Below are 14134 nucleotides of genomic sequence, written 5' to 3'. Positions count from 1 at the left end.
CGGCAGCGCCCCGACGCTCACCGCAACTCGAACTCGAAGCCGTCCGCGCCCGAGCCGTCCCCGCCCGCGACGGCGCTGGCGACGCCCGCGCCGAACGCGTACGCGACCGCCTGCGAGCCGCCCCGCAACCGCTCTACGACGCCGCGGTCCGGTTCGAACTCCCGGACCTCGACCGCCTCCTCGCCGAGGTCGGCGGCGAGCCGGTCTTCGACTCCTTCCCTCGTCGCGAGCTCGTCGACCAGCCCGATGGCTTCGGCGTCCTCGCCGAGGTAGACGCGCGCCTCGGTGTCCCGGACCTGCTCGTCGCTGAGGTCGCGGCCGTCGGTCACGCGGTCGACGAACTCCTCGTAGTAGCCGTCGACGATTCCCTGGAGGTACTCGCGCTCGTCGTCGCTCATCTCCGCCAGCGGCGTGCCGGCGTCCTTGTACGCGCCGGCCGCGAGGCGCTCGTACTCCAGTCCGACCGTGTCGGCCAGCTCGGATGCGTTGACTCGCGAGCCGATGACGCCGATGCTGCCGACGACGCTCCCCTCGCGGGCGTAGATGGCGTCGCAGCCGCTGGCGATCCAGTAACCGCCGCTGGCGCAGGTGTCGGTGGCGTACGCGACCGTGGGGCCGTCGAAGCGCTCGGCCGCGAGCCTGATGTCGTCGCTGGGAACAACCTCGCCGCCGGGCGTGTTGAGCTTCAGCAGGAGCGCTCGCGCGGCGTCGTCGGCGTCGGCCGCCTCGATCTGCTCGACGATATCGTCGGCGGGGGTGCCGCCGGTCGACGTCGGGAGTCGGCCGCCGCCGCCGTCGCGGGTGATGGCCCCTTCGACCGCCACCTCGGCCACGTCGTAGGGCGCGAACTGGGTCGACGCGATTCGGCCGGCGGTCCGCGCGCCGAGCGCGCCAGCGAGGAGCGCCAGCACGACGCCCAGCAGTCGCGCGAGGTTCCCGTCGGGCACGTCCACGAACAGGACCCATCCCAGCGCGACCGCCGCGGCCACGCCGACCACCATGGCGAGACTCTGTGCGACCAGTGCGACCGGGGACCTATCGGCCACCGTCTTCCACCTCGATGCACTGCATACCTTCGTCTGTGGCGGCGCGGGGCGTTAAGGCTTCGCCCGCCGGCAGAGGCGGCGTTCAGGTGTTCAGCCCGACCTCTTTCGTAACGCCCTGGGACCGCGCTGGTGGTCCTCGTCGTCGGTCGGCGCGCGCTGAGTTGCTTTTCCACGTCGGCGCGCGCTGGGGCGGTCGTTCATGACCGCGCCAGCGTCCGAGGTCCTCGTGAGTGGATGTGAACGAGGGCTCGTCGGAACTCGCTTCCGACGGCGGCGAGCGGGCGGGGCTTTCGGGGCGTCGTTCTCGACGGCGTTCGCCCGCGTTTCAACGTCTCGAAGACGTAGCGAGCGGGGGTTCCCAAACCGTCGCTCCGAACTACTCCGCCGAATCCGAGTCGTCCCCGCCCTCGCTCACGGTCACCTGCGCGGCCCGAAGCACCTTGTCGTCCATCTCGTAGCCGGGCTGGTAGACGTCCGCGACCGTCCCCTCTGGTTGGTCGCTGTCGACCTGCATCATCACCTCGTGGCGCTGGGGGTCGGTCTCAGTGCCGGGGTCGGGCGCGATCTCGTCGACGTTCTCCTCGGCGAACACGCGGTCGAGTTCGTCGAGGGTCATCTCGACGCCCTCGCGGAGGCTCTCGACGTCGTCGTGGTCGGCGTCGAGCGCGCGCACGAGGTTGTCCCGAACGTCGAACAGGTTCTCGACGAGGTCCTCCGTGGCGCGGTCTTTCAGCTGCTCCTGGCGCTTTTTCGCGCGCTTCTTGTAGTTCTGGAAGTCGGCCCGCTCGCGCTTGAGCTTGGATTCGAGGTCGTCGGCGCGCGCCTCGGCGTCGTCCCGGTCGGCTTCGAGGTCCCCGAGGTGGGCTTCGAGGTCGGTCGCGAGTTCGGCGTCCGCCGTGGCGACTTCCGCGACGAGCCTGGTGCTGGTCGGCCCGAGCGCGTCCGCGTCCGAGTGCTCCTCGGCGTCCTCGTCGGCTCGCTCCGCGTCGGCCGCGGGTTCCTCGGCGTCGGCTCGCACCTGCTCGGTGGCTTCCTCGTCGGTCATATCCGATACAAACGGGCGGGCGCGTTTAAGGATTCAGAATCCGTATCGAACGCGTCCCCACGATTACTCCCGCTCCTCGAACGCCGTCCGTATCTCCTCGCTCACGTCCAACGCCGCCAGTTCCTCGCTCACGTCCACCGCCGCGAACGTCTCCGCCCCTGCGGGCGTCCGCTTGAGCGTGGCGACGTGATAGAGGTACGACAGCCGCAACAGCCACACGCACCGCTCGACGTCGGCCTCGGTCTCGACGTAGCAGGTCGTCCACCCCGATTCCGGGACGACGTGATGTTCGCCAGTCTTGCCTTCCGCGACGAGTTGCTCGCGCAGGCGTTCGATGAACGGCACGTCCACGATGCCCCAGCGGTGGACGTGGCCGACCTCGCGCGGGCCGAGCGTGAACTCCCGGCCCTCGAAGCGGTGTTCCTCGGTGTTGACGTGGGGCCACGCCGCCACCTGCTCGATGACGCGGTCGACGAGGCGGGCCGCCTCGCGCTTGTCTACGTCCCCCATGAGTGGTCGAGTGGACGGACGCCGCCCGGAAACTTAACCTGCGTGCCCGTCGGTGGAATCGGGGTCGGATGGGGCAGTGTGATGGAGTCTTGAACGCCCTCGGCACGCTCAGCAACAACTGCGACGCAAACACAGCCTCGAAAGCCCTCGGCGCGCTCGCGTGCAGTTCAGTCCACCGAGGGCATCCGCACCGTCCCGTAACCGCACCGCACCCGCATCCGCACCGCGACGGCGGACCTCACGCCGCCCCAGCCTCGGCGAGCGCCTGAACGCCGTCGGACAATCCGCGTCCGACGAGCAGTCGGTCGCTTCGCTCCCGACGACGCGCTCGCCTCCCTCGCGCGAATTGGCGCGGCAAGAAGGCGCGCCATCGCGCGCCGACGTGGAAAAGCAAGTCAGCGAGCGAAAGTCCGGAATTGAGTCGACGCACTCGACCACCAACCCCGAATCGACCGGTCGAATTGCGGTCGGATATATAAGTATGGCATCCGTGGACACGCCCCGACAGGAAACCGCAAGAAAGCGCCGAGGCAGCTCGCTGGCGGCTCACGCCCGGACTAGCAAGGCTTAAAGGTCAGAACGCGCAAATACCGAACAAGATGGCGAGTAACAAGATTCTGGGAATCGACCTCGGGACCACGAACAGCGCGTTCGCGGTGATGGAGGGCGGCGACCCGGAGATAATCGTCAACGGCGAGGGCGACCGCACCACGCCCTCGGTCGTCGCGTTCGACGACGGCGAGCGTCTCGTCGGCAAGCCGGCGAAGAATCAGGCGGTCCAGAACCCCGAGCGCACGATCCAGTCGATCAAGCGCCACATGGGCGAGGACGACTACACCGTCGAGGTCGACGGCGAGGAGTACACGCCCGAGCAGATCTCGGCGATGATACTCCAGAAGATAAAGCGCGACGCCGAGGAGTACCTCGGCGACGACGTGGAGAAGGCGGTCATCACGGTGCCCGCCTACTTCAACGACAAGCAGCGCCAGGCCACCAAGGACGCCGGCGAGATCGCCGGGTTCGAGGTCGAGCGCATCGTCAACGAGCCGACCGCCGCGTCGATGGCGTACGGGCTCGACGACGAGTCCGACCAGACGGTCCTCGTCTACGACCTCGGCGGGGGCACTTTCGACGTCTCCATCCTCGACCTGGGCGGCGGCGTCTACGAGGTCGTCGCCACCAACGGCGACAACGACCTCGGGGGCGACGACTGGGACGAGGCCGTCATCGACTATCTGGCCGACGAGTTCGAGAACGACCACAACATCGACCTCCGCGAGGACCGGCAGGCGCTCCAGCGCCTGAAGGACGCGGCCGAGGAGGCCAAGATCGAACTCTCCTCGCGCAAGGAGACCGAAATCAACCTGCCGTTCATCACGGCGACCGACGAGGGTCCGGTCCACCTCGAAGACAGCCTCACCCGCGCGAAGTTCGAGAGCCTGACCGCCGACCTCATCGAGCGCACGGTCGGCCCGACCGAGCAGGCCCTCCAGGACGCGGGCTACGACAAGTCCGACATCGACGAAGTGATCCTGGTCGGCGGCTCGACGCGGATGCCACAGGTCCAGGAGAAGGTCGAGGAGATGACGAACCAGGAGCCCAAGAAGAACGTCAACCCCGACGAGGCGGTCGCGCTGGGCGCGGCCATCCAGGGCGGCGTCCTCGCGGGCGACGTCGACGACATCGTGTTGCTCGACGTGACGCCCCTCTCGCTGGGCATCGAGGTCAAGGGCGGGCTGTTCGAGCGGCTCATCGACAAGAACACCACCATCCCGACCGAGGAGTCGAAGGTGTTCACCACGGCCGCCGACAACCAGACCTCGGTGCAGGTCCGCGTGTTCCAGGGCGAGCGCGAGATCGCCGAGGAGAACGAACTGCTCGGCGAGTTCCAGTTGACCGGCATCCCGCCCGCGCCCGCCGGCACGCCCCAGATAGAGGTCGCGTTCAACATCGACGAGAACGGCATCGTCAACGTCTCGGCCGAGGACCAGGGCTCCGGTAACCAGGAGGAGATCACCATCGAGGGCGGTGCCGGCCTCTCCGACGACGAGATCGAGCAGATGCAACAGGAGGCCGAACAGCACGCCGAGGAGGACCAGCAGCGCCGCGAGCGCATCGAGGCCCGCAACGAGGCCGAGAGCGCGGTCCAGCGCGCCCACACCCTGCTCGACGAGAACGAGGAGAACGTCGACGACGACCTGCGCGCCGACATCGAGGCCGAGATCGAGAGCGTCGAGGCGGTCCTCGAGGACGAGGACGCGACCAAGGACGATATCGAAGACGCCACCGAGTCCCTGAGCGAGGAGCTACAGGAGATCGGCAAGCAGATGTACCAACAGCAGGCCCAGGCCGGTGCCGGCGGCGCTGGTGCGGCCGGCGCTGGCCCCGGCGGCGCGGCCGGCGGCATGGGGGGTCAGGCCGGTCCCGGCGGTGCGGAACCCGGCGACGACGACTACGTCGACGCCGACTTCGAGGACGTCGACGACGAGGACGAGTAGCACTGGTCGGGCGGGCCGACCCCGGTTTCTCCGACGCTTTCGCTCGATAGCCTCGGGCCTGCCTCTTGCGGGTCCCGGCCGCGTCTACCCCACGATGGGTCGCCGAGCGTGTCTCGTCGGTGGTGTGTCGTGATGGAAGAACGCCGCCAGACCCCGAGCCGTGGGAAGGTTCCACAATATATTACGCTGCCAAAAAATTAAAAAGATACTACTACCGAGTGTTGAACGTAGTATGCGTAGAGAACAGAATACGACGCGACGAGAGTTCCTGCAGGCGAGCGGTGGGATAGCAGCGGTAGCAACCGTCGGCGCGATGCCGACGGCCGCCGAGACGGCCCCGTGGGAGTCCGTCACCAGCCCCGTCGACGTGACGCTGTGGGACGTTGCGAAGACGGACCGGAACGAGTTCGCGGTCGGCGGCGGCGGCATCGTCGTCGAGCGCACCGAGCAGGGCTGGACGACGGTCCTCCAGAGCGGCCCGACCAGCAACGGTAACAGCCTCTACGGTGCCGACGTGACCGACGACGGCAAGCGACTCTGGTTCGCCGGGTCCTCGGGCGCCATCGGTGAGTACGACGTCGAGACCGGCAGCCTCGTCGACCACTCCGCGCCCAACGACGTGACCAACAACTTCAGCGACATCGCCGTCACCGGGCCGAAGGGCGACGCCAACGTCTACGTCGCCGGCGGTTCCGGCAGCGTCCACTACTCGTTCGGCAACGGTGCGAGCGGTACCTGGAACGCCGCCTCGGTCGGTCAGGGCAACGCGTTGAAGGCCATCGACTTCTACGGCGAGAAGTCCGGCCACCTCGTCAACGGCAACGCGAAGGTGTTCCACACGGCGGACGGAGCCTCCTGGAACCGGATTGGTATCGCCGACGCCGACGTGTCCCTCTACGGCGTCGACTCAGACGGCGAGTACGACGTGGGGGTCGCGGCCGGCAGCGGCACGGTTTACCACTACGCCCTCGACGACCAGGGCGTACCGACGTGGACCTCGGAGACGCTCGGTGAGGCCGGACTCCGCGACGTGGAGCTGGAGGGCGGCGACGGCTACGTCGTCGGCAACGGCGGCGCGGTGTTCGACCGGGCGAACGGCCAGTGGTCCCAGGACGACACGCCCACCAGCCAGGGGCTCAAGGCCATCGTCGACGCCTCGAACAACGATATCGCCGTCGGCGCATCCGGCACCATCGTCGAGACGAATCCGGACGCCGACGCCGACCCCGGCAGCGGCGGCGGGGGACAGTCCGGCGACGCCGGTCGCATCGGTCGCGTCTCGGCCCAGACCAGCGAGTCGGAGAGTCTGACCTTCACCATCGAGAACGTCGGCGAGGAGTCGGTCACCGTCGAGGAGTTCGCGCTTGAAACCGACGTGGGCGTCTCCACCATCGAGCGCTCCGGAGCCGAGGTGACCATCGCGGGCGACGTGAACGGCAGTGCCGACGACGCGACCGGCTTCCCGGCCGACGACGCGCTGCGGGCGCTGGACGCCACCGCCACCCTCGCTCCGGGTACCAGCGGTCAGGTCGACTTCGGAGAGTACGACGGCGGGAACGTCGCGCTGACCGTCGACCCCGTCGCGGATAGGCCCGCCGGCAGCTACGTCGGTGCGACGCTGAAGTACGGCGACGACACTCAGGAGACGTTCCACTTCGCGGTCACCAACGTCAACTCGTGACGCGACTGCGGCGACGCTGATTGTCGGGAGCGGCCTCTCCCGGCGAGAATCGGGGGCGGGAGAGTACCGCCGCGGTTCTCGTTCCCGGTCTGGTTTACGCCAGGTGGCCGCCGCTCGGGCCACCGTCGTTCACGCGGTCGTTCGCCCGCACGTCGTCACAGAGGTACGCGCACGGCGGCGGCGTACAGCCCTGCGCACCCGCGCCGGAGTCGGTCGTCGGGACGTCCTGAGCTGGCATGCACTTGTCCGTGCCAGCGTCGGCGGCCGACACCGCGCCCGTACCGGCGGTCAGGAGACTCAGCGTGACGACGAGCGTGATCGCGAATCGTCTGTAGTTCATCGTCTAACCCAGAATAAGAACTATACTTCAGATACATAAATTTTTAGTCTATGTATTTTCATATAACTGGTCGAGCGACGTCGCCGACGGTTACCCTCGACCGGGGCTGGGCCGCCAACTCCCGGAAACCCGTTCCTTCAAGTGGCAGAACCGATTACGGAACGACAACCAATGAGCGAGGACTTCTACGAGATACTCGGCGTGAGCAGGGACGCCGACGAGGACGATATCAAGGCGGCCTATCGCGAGAAGGCTACCGAGTACCATCCGGACGTGAGCGACGACCCGGACGCCGAGGAGAAGTTCAAGAAGCTCCAGACGGCCAAGGAAGTGCTGACCGACGAGGAAAAGCGCCAGGCCTACGACCAGATGGGTCACGAGCGGTTCGAGCAGGCCCAGAAGCGCGGCGGCTTCGACGGCGGTCGCGGCGGCGCTGGCGGGGCCGGCGGCATGGGCGGGCAGAACCCCTTCGGAGGCATGGGCGGCGGCGGCATGGGAGACATCTTCGAGCAGTTCTTCGGCGGCGGTCGCCAGTCCAACCGCCCGCAGCAGGGACAAGACCTCCGGACGCAACTGACCATCGACCTCGAAGAGGCCTACGAGGGCGTCCAGAAGCAGGTCAGCGTCCGGCGGCCCGAGCGGTGTGACACCTGCGACGGCGAGGGCCACCCGCCGGGAACCGACTCCCGGACCTGCCAGGAGTGCAACGGTCGCGGGCAGGTCACGCAGGTCCAGCAGACGCCGCTGGGCCGCGTCCAGCAGACCCAGACCTGCCGGCGGTGTGGCGGCGAGGGCGAAATCTACAGCGAGACCTGTTCGGACTGTGGCGGCGACGGGACCGTCCGGCGGGAGGCGACCCTGTCGGTCGAGGTGCCCGCGGGCATCCAGTCGGGCCAGACCCTCCAGATGGAGCGGGAGGGCGCGCCCGGACCCAACGGCGGACCCAACGGCGACCTGCTCATCGAGGTCGCTGTCGAGGACCACCCGGACTTCGAGCGCGACGACGACGACCTCCACCACCAACACCCCATCTCGTTCCCGCAGGCGACGTTCGGCGACACGGTCGAGGTCCCGACCCTCGACGGGACGGTCGAGATGGACGTGCCCGCCGGCACCCAGAGCGGCGAGCGCTTCCGGCTCAAGGGCAAGGGGATGCCGCGGCTCCGGCGGCGGGGCCACGGCGACCTCTACGTGCAGGTGCAGGTCGTCACGCCCGAGAGCCTCAACGACGAGCAGCAGGAGGCCCTCGAACGGTTCGCCGAGGCCGGCGGCGAGGAGATAAGCGTCGACGAGGGCTTCTTCGAGAAGATAAAGAACTCCTTCTAAGACGACCTTTTGCTGCGGTCGCGGGGCGCGCGACGAGACGCGCGCCCGGCTCCCGACGACGTTACGGGCTCGTTCGCTGAACGGGCATCGTTCCCCGACCCGCTTCTCGAACCACCGATTTTTGTCGTCGGGCTCCCTACGCCGAACCGATGGCACCAGCGCCGATGTACGAGTCGTTCGCCGCCGTGACGCTGCTGGTCCTCGGGCTCCTGATTCTCCTCGCGCGTGCCTCCGAGGCGATGTTCGACGACCCCGCGGACGGTGAGGACGGCCAGGCGGAGCGAGCCGGGACCCGCGACCGCGAATCGCCGGAGGTCCCCGCGACCGGTGCGGCCCGAATCGAGCGCCACCGGGACACCGGCCTGTCGCGGGCCGAGCGCATCGAGCGCGAGGTTCTCGACGACGAGGCCGACCGACCGGAAGACGGGAGTCCGTGGGCCGATGACGCCGGCGTGGAGGTGACCGACGCCGAGGCGTCGCCGTGGGGAGAGAACCCGGCGGAAGCCGACGCTCGGCGCGCCGGGGGCGACACCAGTCGGACCGACGCCGACGTCCGGCGACTCGACCTCTCGCCCGCCGCGTTGCTACTCAACGTCGCGGTGAGTCAGGGGCTGTTCGGTGCTGTGCTGGTCGGCGCGATATGGCTCGGGAACGTCCCGCTGTCGGCGCTCGGCGTCGTTCCGGGCGCGGCGTGGAACGCCGGCCTCCCGGCGGTCGGACTCGGCGTCGCCGTCGGGGTGGCGCTGTACGTCGCCGACGAGCTGGCGGCCGCTGCCCTCGACGCCGCCGGGGTGGAGTACGCCGAGAGCGTCCGGGACTCGCTCGCGCCCGACTCGACCGGCGGATGGGTGGTCCTGCTCGGGGTCGTGTTGCCGGTCATCGCGGGGTTCGAGGAACTTCTCTTTCGCGCGGCGTTGATCGGCGCGTTCGCGACCGGGTTCGGCGTCTCCCCGTGGCTGCTCGCGGTCGCCTCGACCGTCGCGTTCGCGGCGGGCCACGGCGCGCAGGGGCCCGGCGGAATCGTCGTGACCGGCGCGCTCGGGTTCGCGCTCGCGGCCGCCTACGTCCTCACCGGGAGCCTGCTGGTCGTGGTGGTCGCCCACTACGTGGTCAACGCGCTGGAGTTCGCCGTCCACGAGGGATTGGGCATCGAGTGGGCGTGAGACGCCGGGAGGACTGGCGTGCGAACGCTTTTCAGGGAACGCGGACAACTACCGACGATGGCAGTCGAGACCGACCGCCGCGAAGTCGCCGACCTCCCGCTCGACGGGACCGACGAGTTCTTCGGCGTTCTCGTGGGGCTGTACGCCGCCGTGCTGGTCGCGCCGACGGCCGTCGCGGCGGTCGCGCTCGGCGTGACCACCGACGGAGCGACGCTGTACCCGGTCCTGCTCGCGAGCGTCGCCGCGACCGTGGCGGTCGTGGGCTACCTCGCGCGCTCCGAGCGACTCGCAGTCGGCCTCGGGTCGACGCCGTGGGTGTGGCTCGGGACGGTCGTCCCCGCCGGCTACGCCGTGGCCCTGGTCGTCGCGATTCCGAACGGTGGCGTGCCGGGCAGCGTTCTGGCCGTCTCGATGCTCGCGGCGCTGGGCGGCGTGTTCGTCGGCATGGGACTGGCGGTCGCGGCCCGCAACCGCCACGCGAAGGCGGTCGTCTCGGCGGCCGAGGAGTACGCCCGCTTCGAGGCACGCGGCCCCGAGCGCGACCGGCGAGTGGCGAGGTGGGCCGTGGCCGGGCTGATGGTCGGCGGGATGGTCGGGTTCGCGGCGTCGGTCCTCGTCCCCGAACTCGAAGCGTTCCGATGGCTGTTCAACGTCGCGGTCGCGGGCGGGGCGGGACTGACCGGCGCGTTGGCCGAGCGGACCGTCGCGGTCACCGACGCCGGACTGTTGACCGGGAATCCGGTCGCCAAGCACCTGCGCCCGTGGTCGGCGTTCGAGAGCTACGAGGTGACGGACGACGCCGTGGTCGTCCACCGCGCCGGGTGGTCGGCGTGGGGACTGCGGGACGTGCGTCGGGACCGCGACGACGTCGCGGACGTCGAGGCAGTCGCGGCGGCGCTCGACCGAGCGTTGCCCCCGCGCGAGGCCTGACGGTCGCGAACGGAGCGAGGCCGCCGACGCGGGCCTCGCTCGCAGGGTGGGCGAGGTGACGGGATTTCGGTAACTTACTTTGTACTGGTGGTCGATTCTTGCCGCAAGGAGGTTCAGATCATGGAGACTCTCGAAGACGTCGACGAAATCGTCCACGAACCCAGCGAGGAGTTCGTGGAGTCGACCAACGTCTACCAGTTCATGCAGGAGTACGGCATCGACGACTACGACGAACTGATAGAGCGGACCACGACGGAGGTGCCCGGCGAGGAGGCCTCGGGCGTCGAGTGGTTCTGGGACGAACTCGTCGACTACCTCGACATCGAGTTCGACGAGGACTACGACGCAGTACGAGACGACAGCGACGGGCCGCAGTTCTCCGAGTGGTACCCCGGCGGGAAGTTGAACGCCGCGCACAACGTGGTCGACCGCCACGCCGCGCCCGACAGCGAGACCCGAAACAAGGTCGCGTGCATCTGGGAGGGCGAGGGCGGCGAGGTCCGGGAGACCACCTACCACGAACTCGCCCGCCAGTCGAACCAGGTGGCAAACTACCTCGAATCGGTCGGCGTCGGCACCGGCGACACCGTGGGGCTGTACATGCCGATGGTGCCCGAGGTCCAGGCCATCCTCTACGGCTGTTTCAAGGTGGGCGCTATCGCGGTCCCCATCTTCTCGGGGTTCGGCGTGGACGCGACCGCGACCCGCATCGCGGACGCCGAGTGCTCGGTGCTGTTCACCGGCGACGGCTTCTACCGGCGGGGCAGCGAGGTACGGCTGAAGGGCACGGCCGACGACGCCATCGCCGAGGCCGGCCACGTCGAGCACACGGTCGTCTACGAGCGACTCGGGCTCGTCTCCAGCGAGAGCGAGTCCATCTCCTGGCGGAGCCGCGACGCGACGTGGGCCGACGCGGTCGCAACCCGGGCCGACGAGTACGACACCAAGTCGCTGGACTCCTCGGCCGAGTCGATGCTGCTGTACTCCTCGGGGACGACGGGCAAACCCAAGGGCATCGTCCACACCCACGCCGGCGCGCTGCTGCAGGCCGCCAAGGAGATGTACTTCGGGTTCGACCACAAGCCCAGCGACCGCTTTTTCTGGGTCAGCGACATCGGCTGGATGATGGGACCGTGGACGCTCATCGGCAACCACGCGTTCGGCGGCACTATCTTCATGTACGAGGGCGCGCCCGACCACCCCGAACCCGACCGGTTCTGGGAGATGATAGACCGCCACGGGCTGACCGTGTTCGGCATCTCGCCGACCGCCATCCGCGCGCTCCGCAAGCACGGCGACGAGTGGCTGGAGGGCCACGACCTCTCGACGCTCCGACTGCTGGGCTCGACCGGCGAACCGTGGGACCCCGAGAGCTGGCGGTGGTTCCACGAGAAGGTCGGCGGGGGCGACGCGCCCATCATCAACATCTCGGGCGGCACCGAGATAATGGGCTGCTTTCTCATGCCGATGCCGATCCAGTCGCTCAAGCCCTGTACGCTGGGCGGGCCGGGGCTCGGCATGGACATCGACGTCGTGGACTCGTCGGGCGAGTCCATCGCCGACACCCACGAGCGGGGCTTCCTCGTGGCACGGGACTCCTGTCCGTCGATGACCAAGAGCCTCTGGTCGGGCGACGAGCGCTACCTCGCGGAGTACTGGTCGAGCTTCGAGGACCCGCCGCTGTGGGACCACGGCGACTGGGCCCAGAAGGACGAGGACGGCTTCTGGTTCCTCCACGGCCGGGCCGACGACGCCATCAACGTGGCGGGTCGCAAGGTCGGTCCCGCCGAGGTCGAGGGCGCGCTCATCGACCACGACGCGGTGAATCAGGCCGCCGCCGTGGGCGTGCCGGACGACACCACCGGACAGGCCGTGGTGGCCTACGTCATCCTCGACGACGGCTACGACGAGAGCGACGACCTCCGGGAGGCGCTGCGCGCGCAGGTCGGCCAAGAGCTCGGCAAGCCGTTCCGACCCCGCGAGGTCCTGTTCGTCGAGGAGTTCCCCAAAACCCAGTCGGGCAAGATAATCCGGCGGGCCATCGAGGCGACGTACACCGGCGAGGACCTCGGCGACATGAGCAGCATCGAGAACCCCGAGGCGCTGGACGAACTGGCCGACGCCGAGTAGGCGCTCGCCCCGGAAACTCACTCGTTCCCGACCCACTCCTCGCGGAGCAGTCCGAAGACGAGTTCGTCGCGGTACGCGCCGTCGACGAAGTTGCGCTCCCGGAGGCGTCCCTCCCGGGTGAACCCGAGCCGGTCGAGCAGGGCGGCCGAGGCGTCGTTGTGCGAGAACACGCGCGCCTCGACGCCCCGAATCTCGCGGGCGTCGAACAGGTAATCGAGGAACAGGGTCGTCGCCTCGGTAGCGTACCCCTCGCCCTGATACGCGGGGAACAGCCAGTAGGAGAGCTGTCCGTGGGGTCGGTCGAGGTCCCACGCGTTCACGGCACCGACGGGGGTCGGACCGCCGCCCGCGCCCATGGCGGTCGCGGCCTCGGGATTCGACTCGTCGGGGGGCAGACAGACCAGCAGGTTGGCGCTGTCGTCGCGCTCGACCCAGTCCTCGACGGTGTCGACGACCTGCGCGGCGTTCGTCGGGTCGGCCAGTCCGAGCGGTCCCCGGAGGTCGGGGTGGTTGCGCCCGCGCTGGAAGACGGTCGCGTCGTCGCGCTCGACGGTGTAGAGCGCGACGCGCTCGCCGCGCTCGAAGGCAACGCCTGGCATATCGGGACCTCCTCGCGTCGACGTAAACCGATTTCCCTCCGGAGCCGAGCGATTCGACCCCGCCGTGACGGGCTACGGGAACTCGGCGGCCGCGAGCGTCCGCGACTCGGGCGCGTCGGCGCGTCCCTCGCCGACGACCGCGACGTCGCCGGTCGCATCGTCGCCGGGCAACAGCACCGTCGCGCCCGCCAGCAGCGGCGCGAGGACGCCCGCGACGACCGCGCCGGGGTCGGCCAGCGACGCGCGGACCGCCACCTCGTCGCCCGGTTCGAGCGCCCACTCGTCGGCGACCCGGCGGGCACCCGACAGCAGGTCGGCGTGGGAGAACGCCCGGTCGCCGGCCGCGAGCGCGACCGAATCCGGGTCGACCGACGCGTCGGGAAAGGCCGGATTCTCGCTCCAGACGTCGCGCTCGAAGTGGGCGACGCCGGGGTCGTCGGGCGGCCCGCCGTAGGCCACGCGCCGGCCGCCGGGCGGGAGTTCGTAGTCGGCGACCGCCTCCCGGGCCGCGACCGCGAGGCGAGCGTCGAGCGTCGCCGCGGATTCGGGGAGTCCGAACTCGGTCCGCGCGCCGAGTAGCGCCGCGCCGAACAGCGCGAACACCGGCTCCGGGACGGGGTCGGCTGCGACCGCGACCGCGGTACCGCGGTGCACCCCGAGCCGCCGCCAAAAGTTGCCGGTCTTCCACGCGGTCGTGCAGAACCGACGGTAGTCGTACCGCCGGTTCGTCCGAGCCGCCACCAGTGCGGGGTCGTCCGAGCGCCGGTTCCGGGCGACGAGGTCGCCGAGCGCGTCCGCGTCCGGAGCGTCCATGTCCGGGGCTCGGTCCGGCGCGGAAAAAGCGGCGTCGATTCGCCGCCGTCGGG

Annotated in this window: 11 protein-coding genes and 1 pseudogene; 6 read left to right on the top strand and 6 right to left on the bottom strand. The window is 69.4% G+C overall.

Features of this window, described 5'->3' with window-relative positions:
- Positions 1–17: 17 nt before the first annotated feature.
- The 3 genes from sppA to EPL03_RS09865 all read right to left on the bottom strand — a co-directional run bounded on the left by sppA (position 18) and on the right by EPL03_RS09865 (position 2601).
- Positions 18–1001 (bottom strand): signal peptide peptidase SppA, encoded by a 984-nt coding sequence (gene sppA / locus EPL03_RS09875; protein WP_135829556.1) that lies wholly within the window; start codon positions 999–1001, stop codon positions 18–20.
- A 421-nt stretch (positions 1002–1422) separates the two neighbouring features.
- A complete protein-coding gene (locus tag EPL03_RS09870; RefSeq protein ID WP_135829158.1) occupies positions 1423–2091 on the bottom strand; it encodes a nucleotide exchange factor GrpE in 669 nt (222 codons plus the stop codon).
- Positions 2092–2154: 63 nt separating this feature from the next.
- Positions 2155–2601 (bottom strand): luciferase domain-containing protein, encoded by a 447-nt coding sequence (locus EPL03_RS09865; protein ID WP_135829157.1) that lies wholly within the window; start codon positions 2599–2601, stop codon positions 2155–2157.
- Between the two features lie 599 nt (positions 2602–3200).
- Between EPL03_RS09865 and dnaK the strand changes: the two genes are divergently transcribed.
- Positions 3201–5099 carry a molecular chaperone DnaK gene (gene dnaK, locus EPL03_RS09860; protein WP_135829156.1) on the top strand — a complete coding sequence of 633 codons (1899 nt, stop codon included), beginning with the start codon at positions 3201–3203 and terminating at the stop codon, positions 5097–5099.
- A gap of 232 nt (positions 5100–5331) precedes the next feature.
- A pseudogene (locus EPL03_RS09855) lies at positions 5332–6300 on the top strand (WD40/YVTN/BNR-like repeat-containing protein); the annotation flags it as partial.
- Between the two features lie 574 nt (positions 6301–6874).
- Here the strand turns inward: EPL03_RS09855 and EPL03_RS09850 are convergent.
- Positions 6875–7120, bottom strand: coding sequence for a hypothetical protein (locus EPL03_RS09850; protein WP_135829154.1), 246 nt, complete (start codon positions 7118–7120; stop codon positions 6875–6877).
- A gap of 171 nt (positions 7121–7291) precedes the next feature.
- Here EPL03_RS09850 and dnaJ point away from each other — a divergent pair, with 171 nt between their 5' ends.
- From dnaJ to EPL03_RS09830, 4 genes are all read left to right on the top strand, one after another.
- Positions 7292–8446 carry a molecular chaperone DnaJ gene (gene dnaJ, locus EPL03_RS09845; protein ID WP_135829153.1) on the top strand — a complete coding sequence of 385 codons (1155 nt, stop codon included), beginning with the start codon at positions 7292–7294 and terminating at the stop codon, positions 8444–8446.
- A gap of 149 nt (positions 8447–8595) precedes the next feature.
- Positions 8596–9609, top strand: coding sequence for a CPBP family intramembrane glutamic endopeptidase (locus EPL03_RS09840; protein ID WP_244605241.1), 1014 nt, complete (start codon positions 8596–8598; stop codon positions 9607–9609).
- Between the two features lie 57 nt (positions 9610–9666).
- A complete protein-coding gene (locus EPL03_RS09835) occupies positions 9667–10539 on the top strand; it encodes a hypothetical protein (protein WP_135829152.1) in 873 nt (290 codons plus the stop codon).
- Positions 10540–10659: 120 nt separating this feature from the next.
- Positions 10660–12669 (top strand): AMP-binding protein, encoded by a 2010-nt coding sequence (locus EPL03_RS09830; RefSeq protein ID WP_135829151.1) that lies wholly within the window; start codon positions 10660–10662, stop codon positions 12667–12669.
- Positions 12670–12686: 17 nt separating this feature from the next.
- On the opposite strand, the gene EPL03_RS09825 is transcribed toward EPL03_RS09830, so the two are convergent.
- Together EPL03_RS09825 and EPL03_RS09820 are read right to left on the bottom strand one after the other, a co-directional pair.
- Positions 12687–13268 carry a GNAT family N-acetyltransferase gene (locus EPL03_RS09825; RefSeq protein WP_135829150.1) on the bottom strand — a complete coding sequence of 194 codons (582 nt, stop codon included), beginning with the start codon at positions 13266–13268 and terminating at the stop codon, positions 12687–12689.
- A 72-nt stretch (positions 13269–13340) separates the two neighbouring features.
- Positions 13341–14081 (bottom strand): acyl-CoA synthetase family protein, encoded by a 741-nt coding sequence (locus EPL03_RS09820; RefSeq protein WP_135829149.1) that lies wholly within the window; start codon positions 14079–14081, stop codon positions 13341–13343.
- Positions 14082–14134 lie beyond the last annotated feature (53 nt).

The organism is Halorussus halobius, from assembly GCF_004765805.1.
Taxonomy (GTDB): domain Archaea; phylum Halobacteriota; class Halobacteria; order Halobacteriales; family Haladaptataceae; genus Halorussus; species Halorussus halobius.
The sequence above is the reverse complement of the archived record's forward strand: the minus strand, read 5'-3'. Positions and strand labels throughout refer to the sequence as shown.

Excerpts from the sequence above, each read along its gene's own strand:
- sppA (WP_135829556.1), bottom strand. The coding sequence starts at position 1,001 with ATGGTGGTCGGCGTGGCCGCGGCGGTCGCGCTGGGATGGGTCCTGTTC.
- EPL03_RS09870 (WP_135829158.1), bottom strand. The coding sequence starts at position 2,091 with ATGACCGACGAGGAAGCCACCGAGCAGGTGCGAGCCGACGCCGAGGAA.
- EPL03_RS09865 (WP_135829157.1), bottom strand. The coding sequence starts at position 2,601 with ATGGGGGACGTAGACAAGCGCGAGGCGGCCCGCCTCGTCGACCGCGTC.
- dnaK (WP_135829156.1), top strand. The coding sequence starts at position 3,201 with ATGGCGAGTAACAAGATTCTGGGAATCGACCTCGGGACCACGAACAGC.
- EPL03_RS09850 (WP_135829154.1), bottom strand. The coding sequence starts at position 7,120 with ATGAACTACAGACGATTCGCGATCACGCTCGTCGTCACGCTGAGTCTC.
- dnaJ (WP_135829153.1), top strand. The coding sequence starts at position 7,292 with ATGAGCGAGGACTTCTACGAGATACTCGGCGTGAGCAGGGACGCCGAC.
- EPL03_RS09840 (WP_244605241.1), top strand. The coding sequence starts at position 8,596 with ATGGCACCAGCGCCGATGTACGAGTCGTTCGCCGCCGTGACGCTGCTG.
- EPL03_RS09835 (WP_135829152.1), top strand. The coding sequence starts at position 9,667 with ATGGCAGTCGAGACCGACCGCCGCGAAGTCGCCGACCTCCCGCTCGAC.
- EPL03_RS09830 (WP_135829151.1), top strand. The coding sequence starts at position 10,660 with ATGGAGACTCTCGAAGACGTCGACGAAATCGTCCACGAACCCAGCGAG.
- EPL03_RS09825 (WP_135829150.1), bottom strand. The coding sequence starts at position 13,268 with ATGCCAGGCGTTGCCTTCGAGCGCGGCGAGCGCGTCGCGCTCTACACC.
- EPL03_RS09820 (WP_135829149.1), bottom strand. The coding sequence starts at position 14,081 with ATGGACGCTCCGGACGCGGACGCGCTCGGCGACCTCGTCGCCCGGAAC.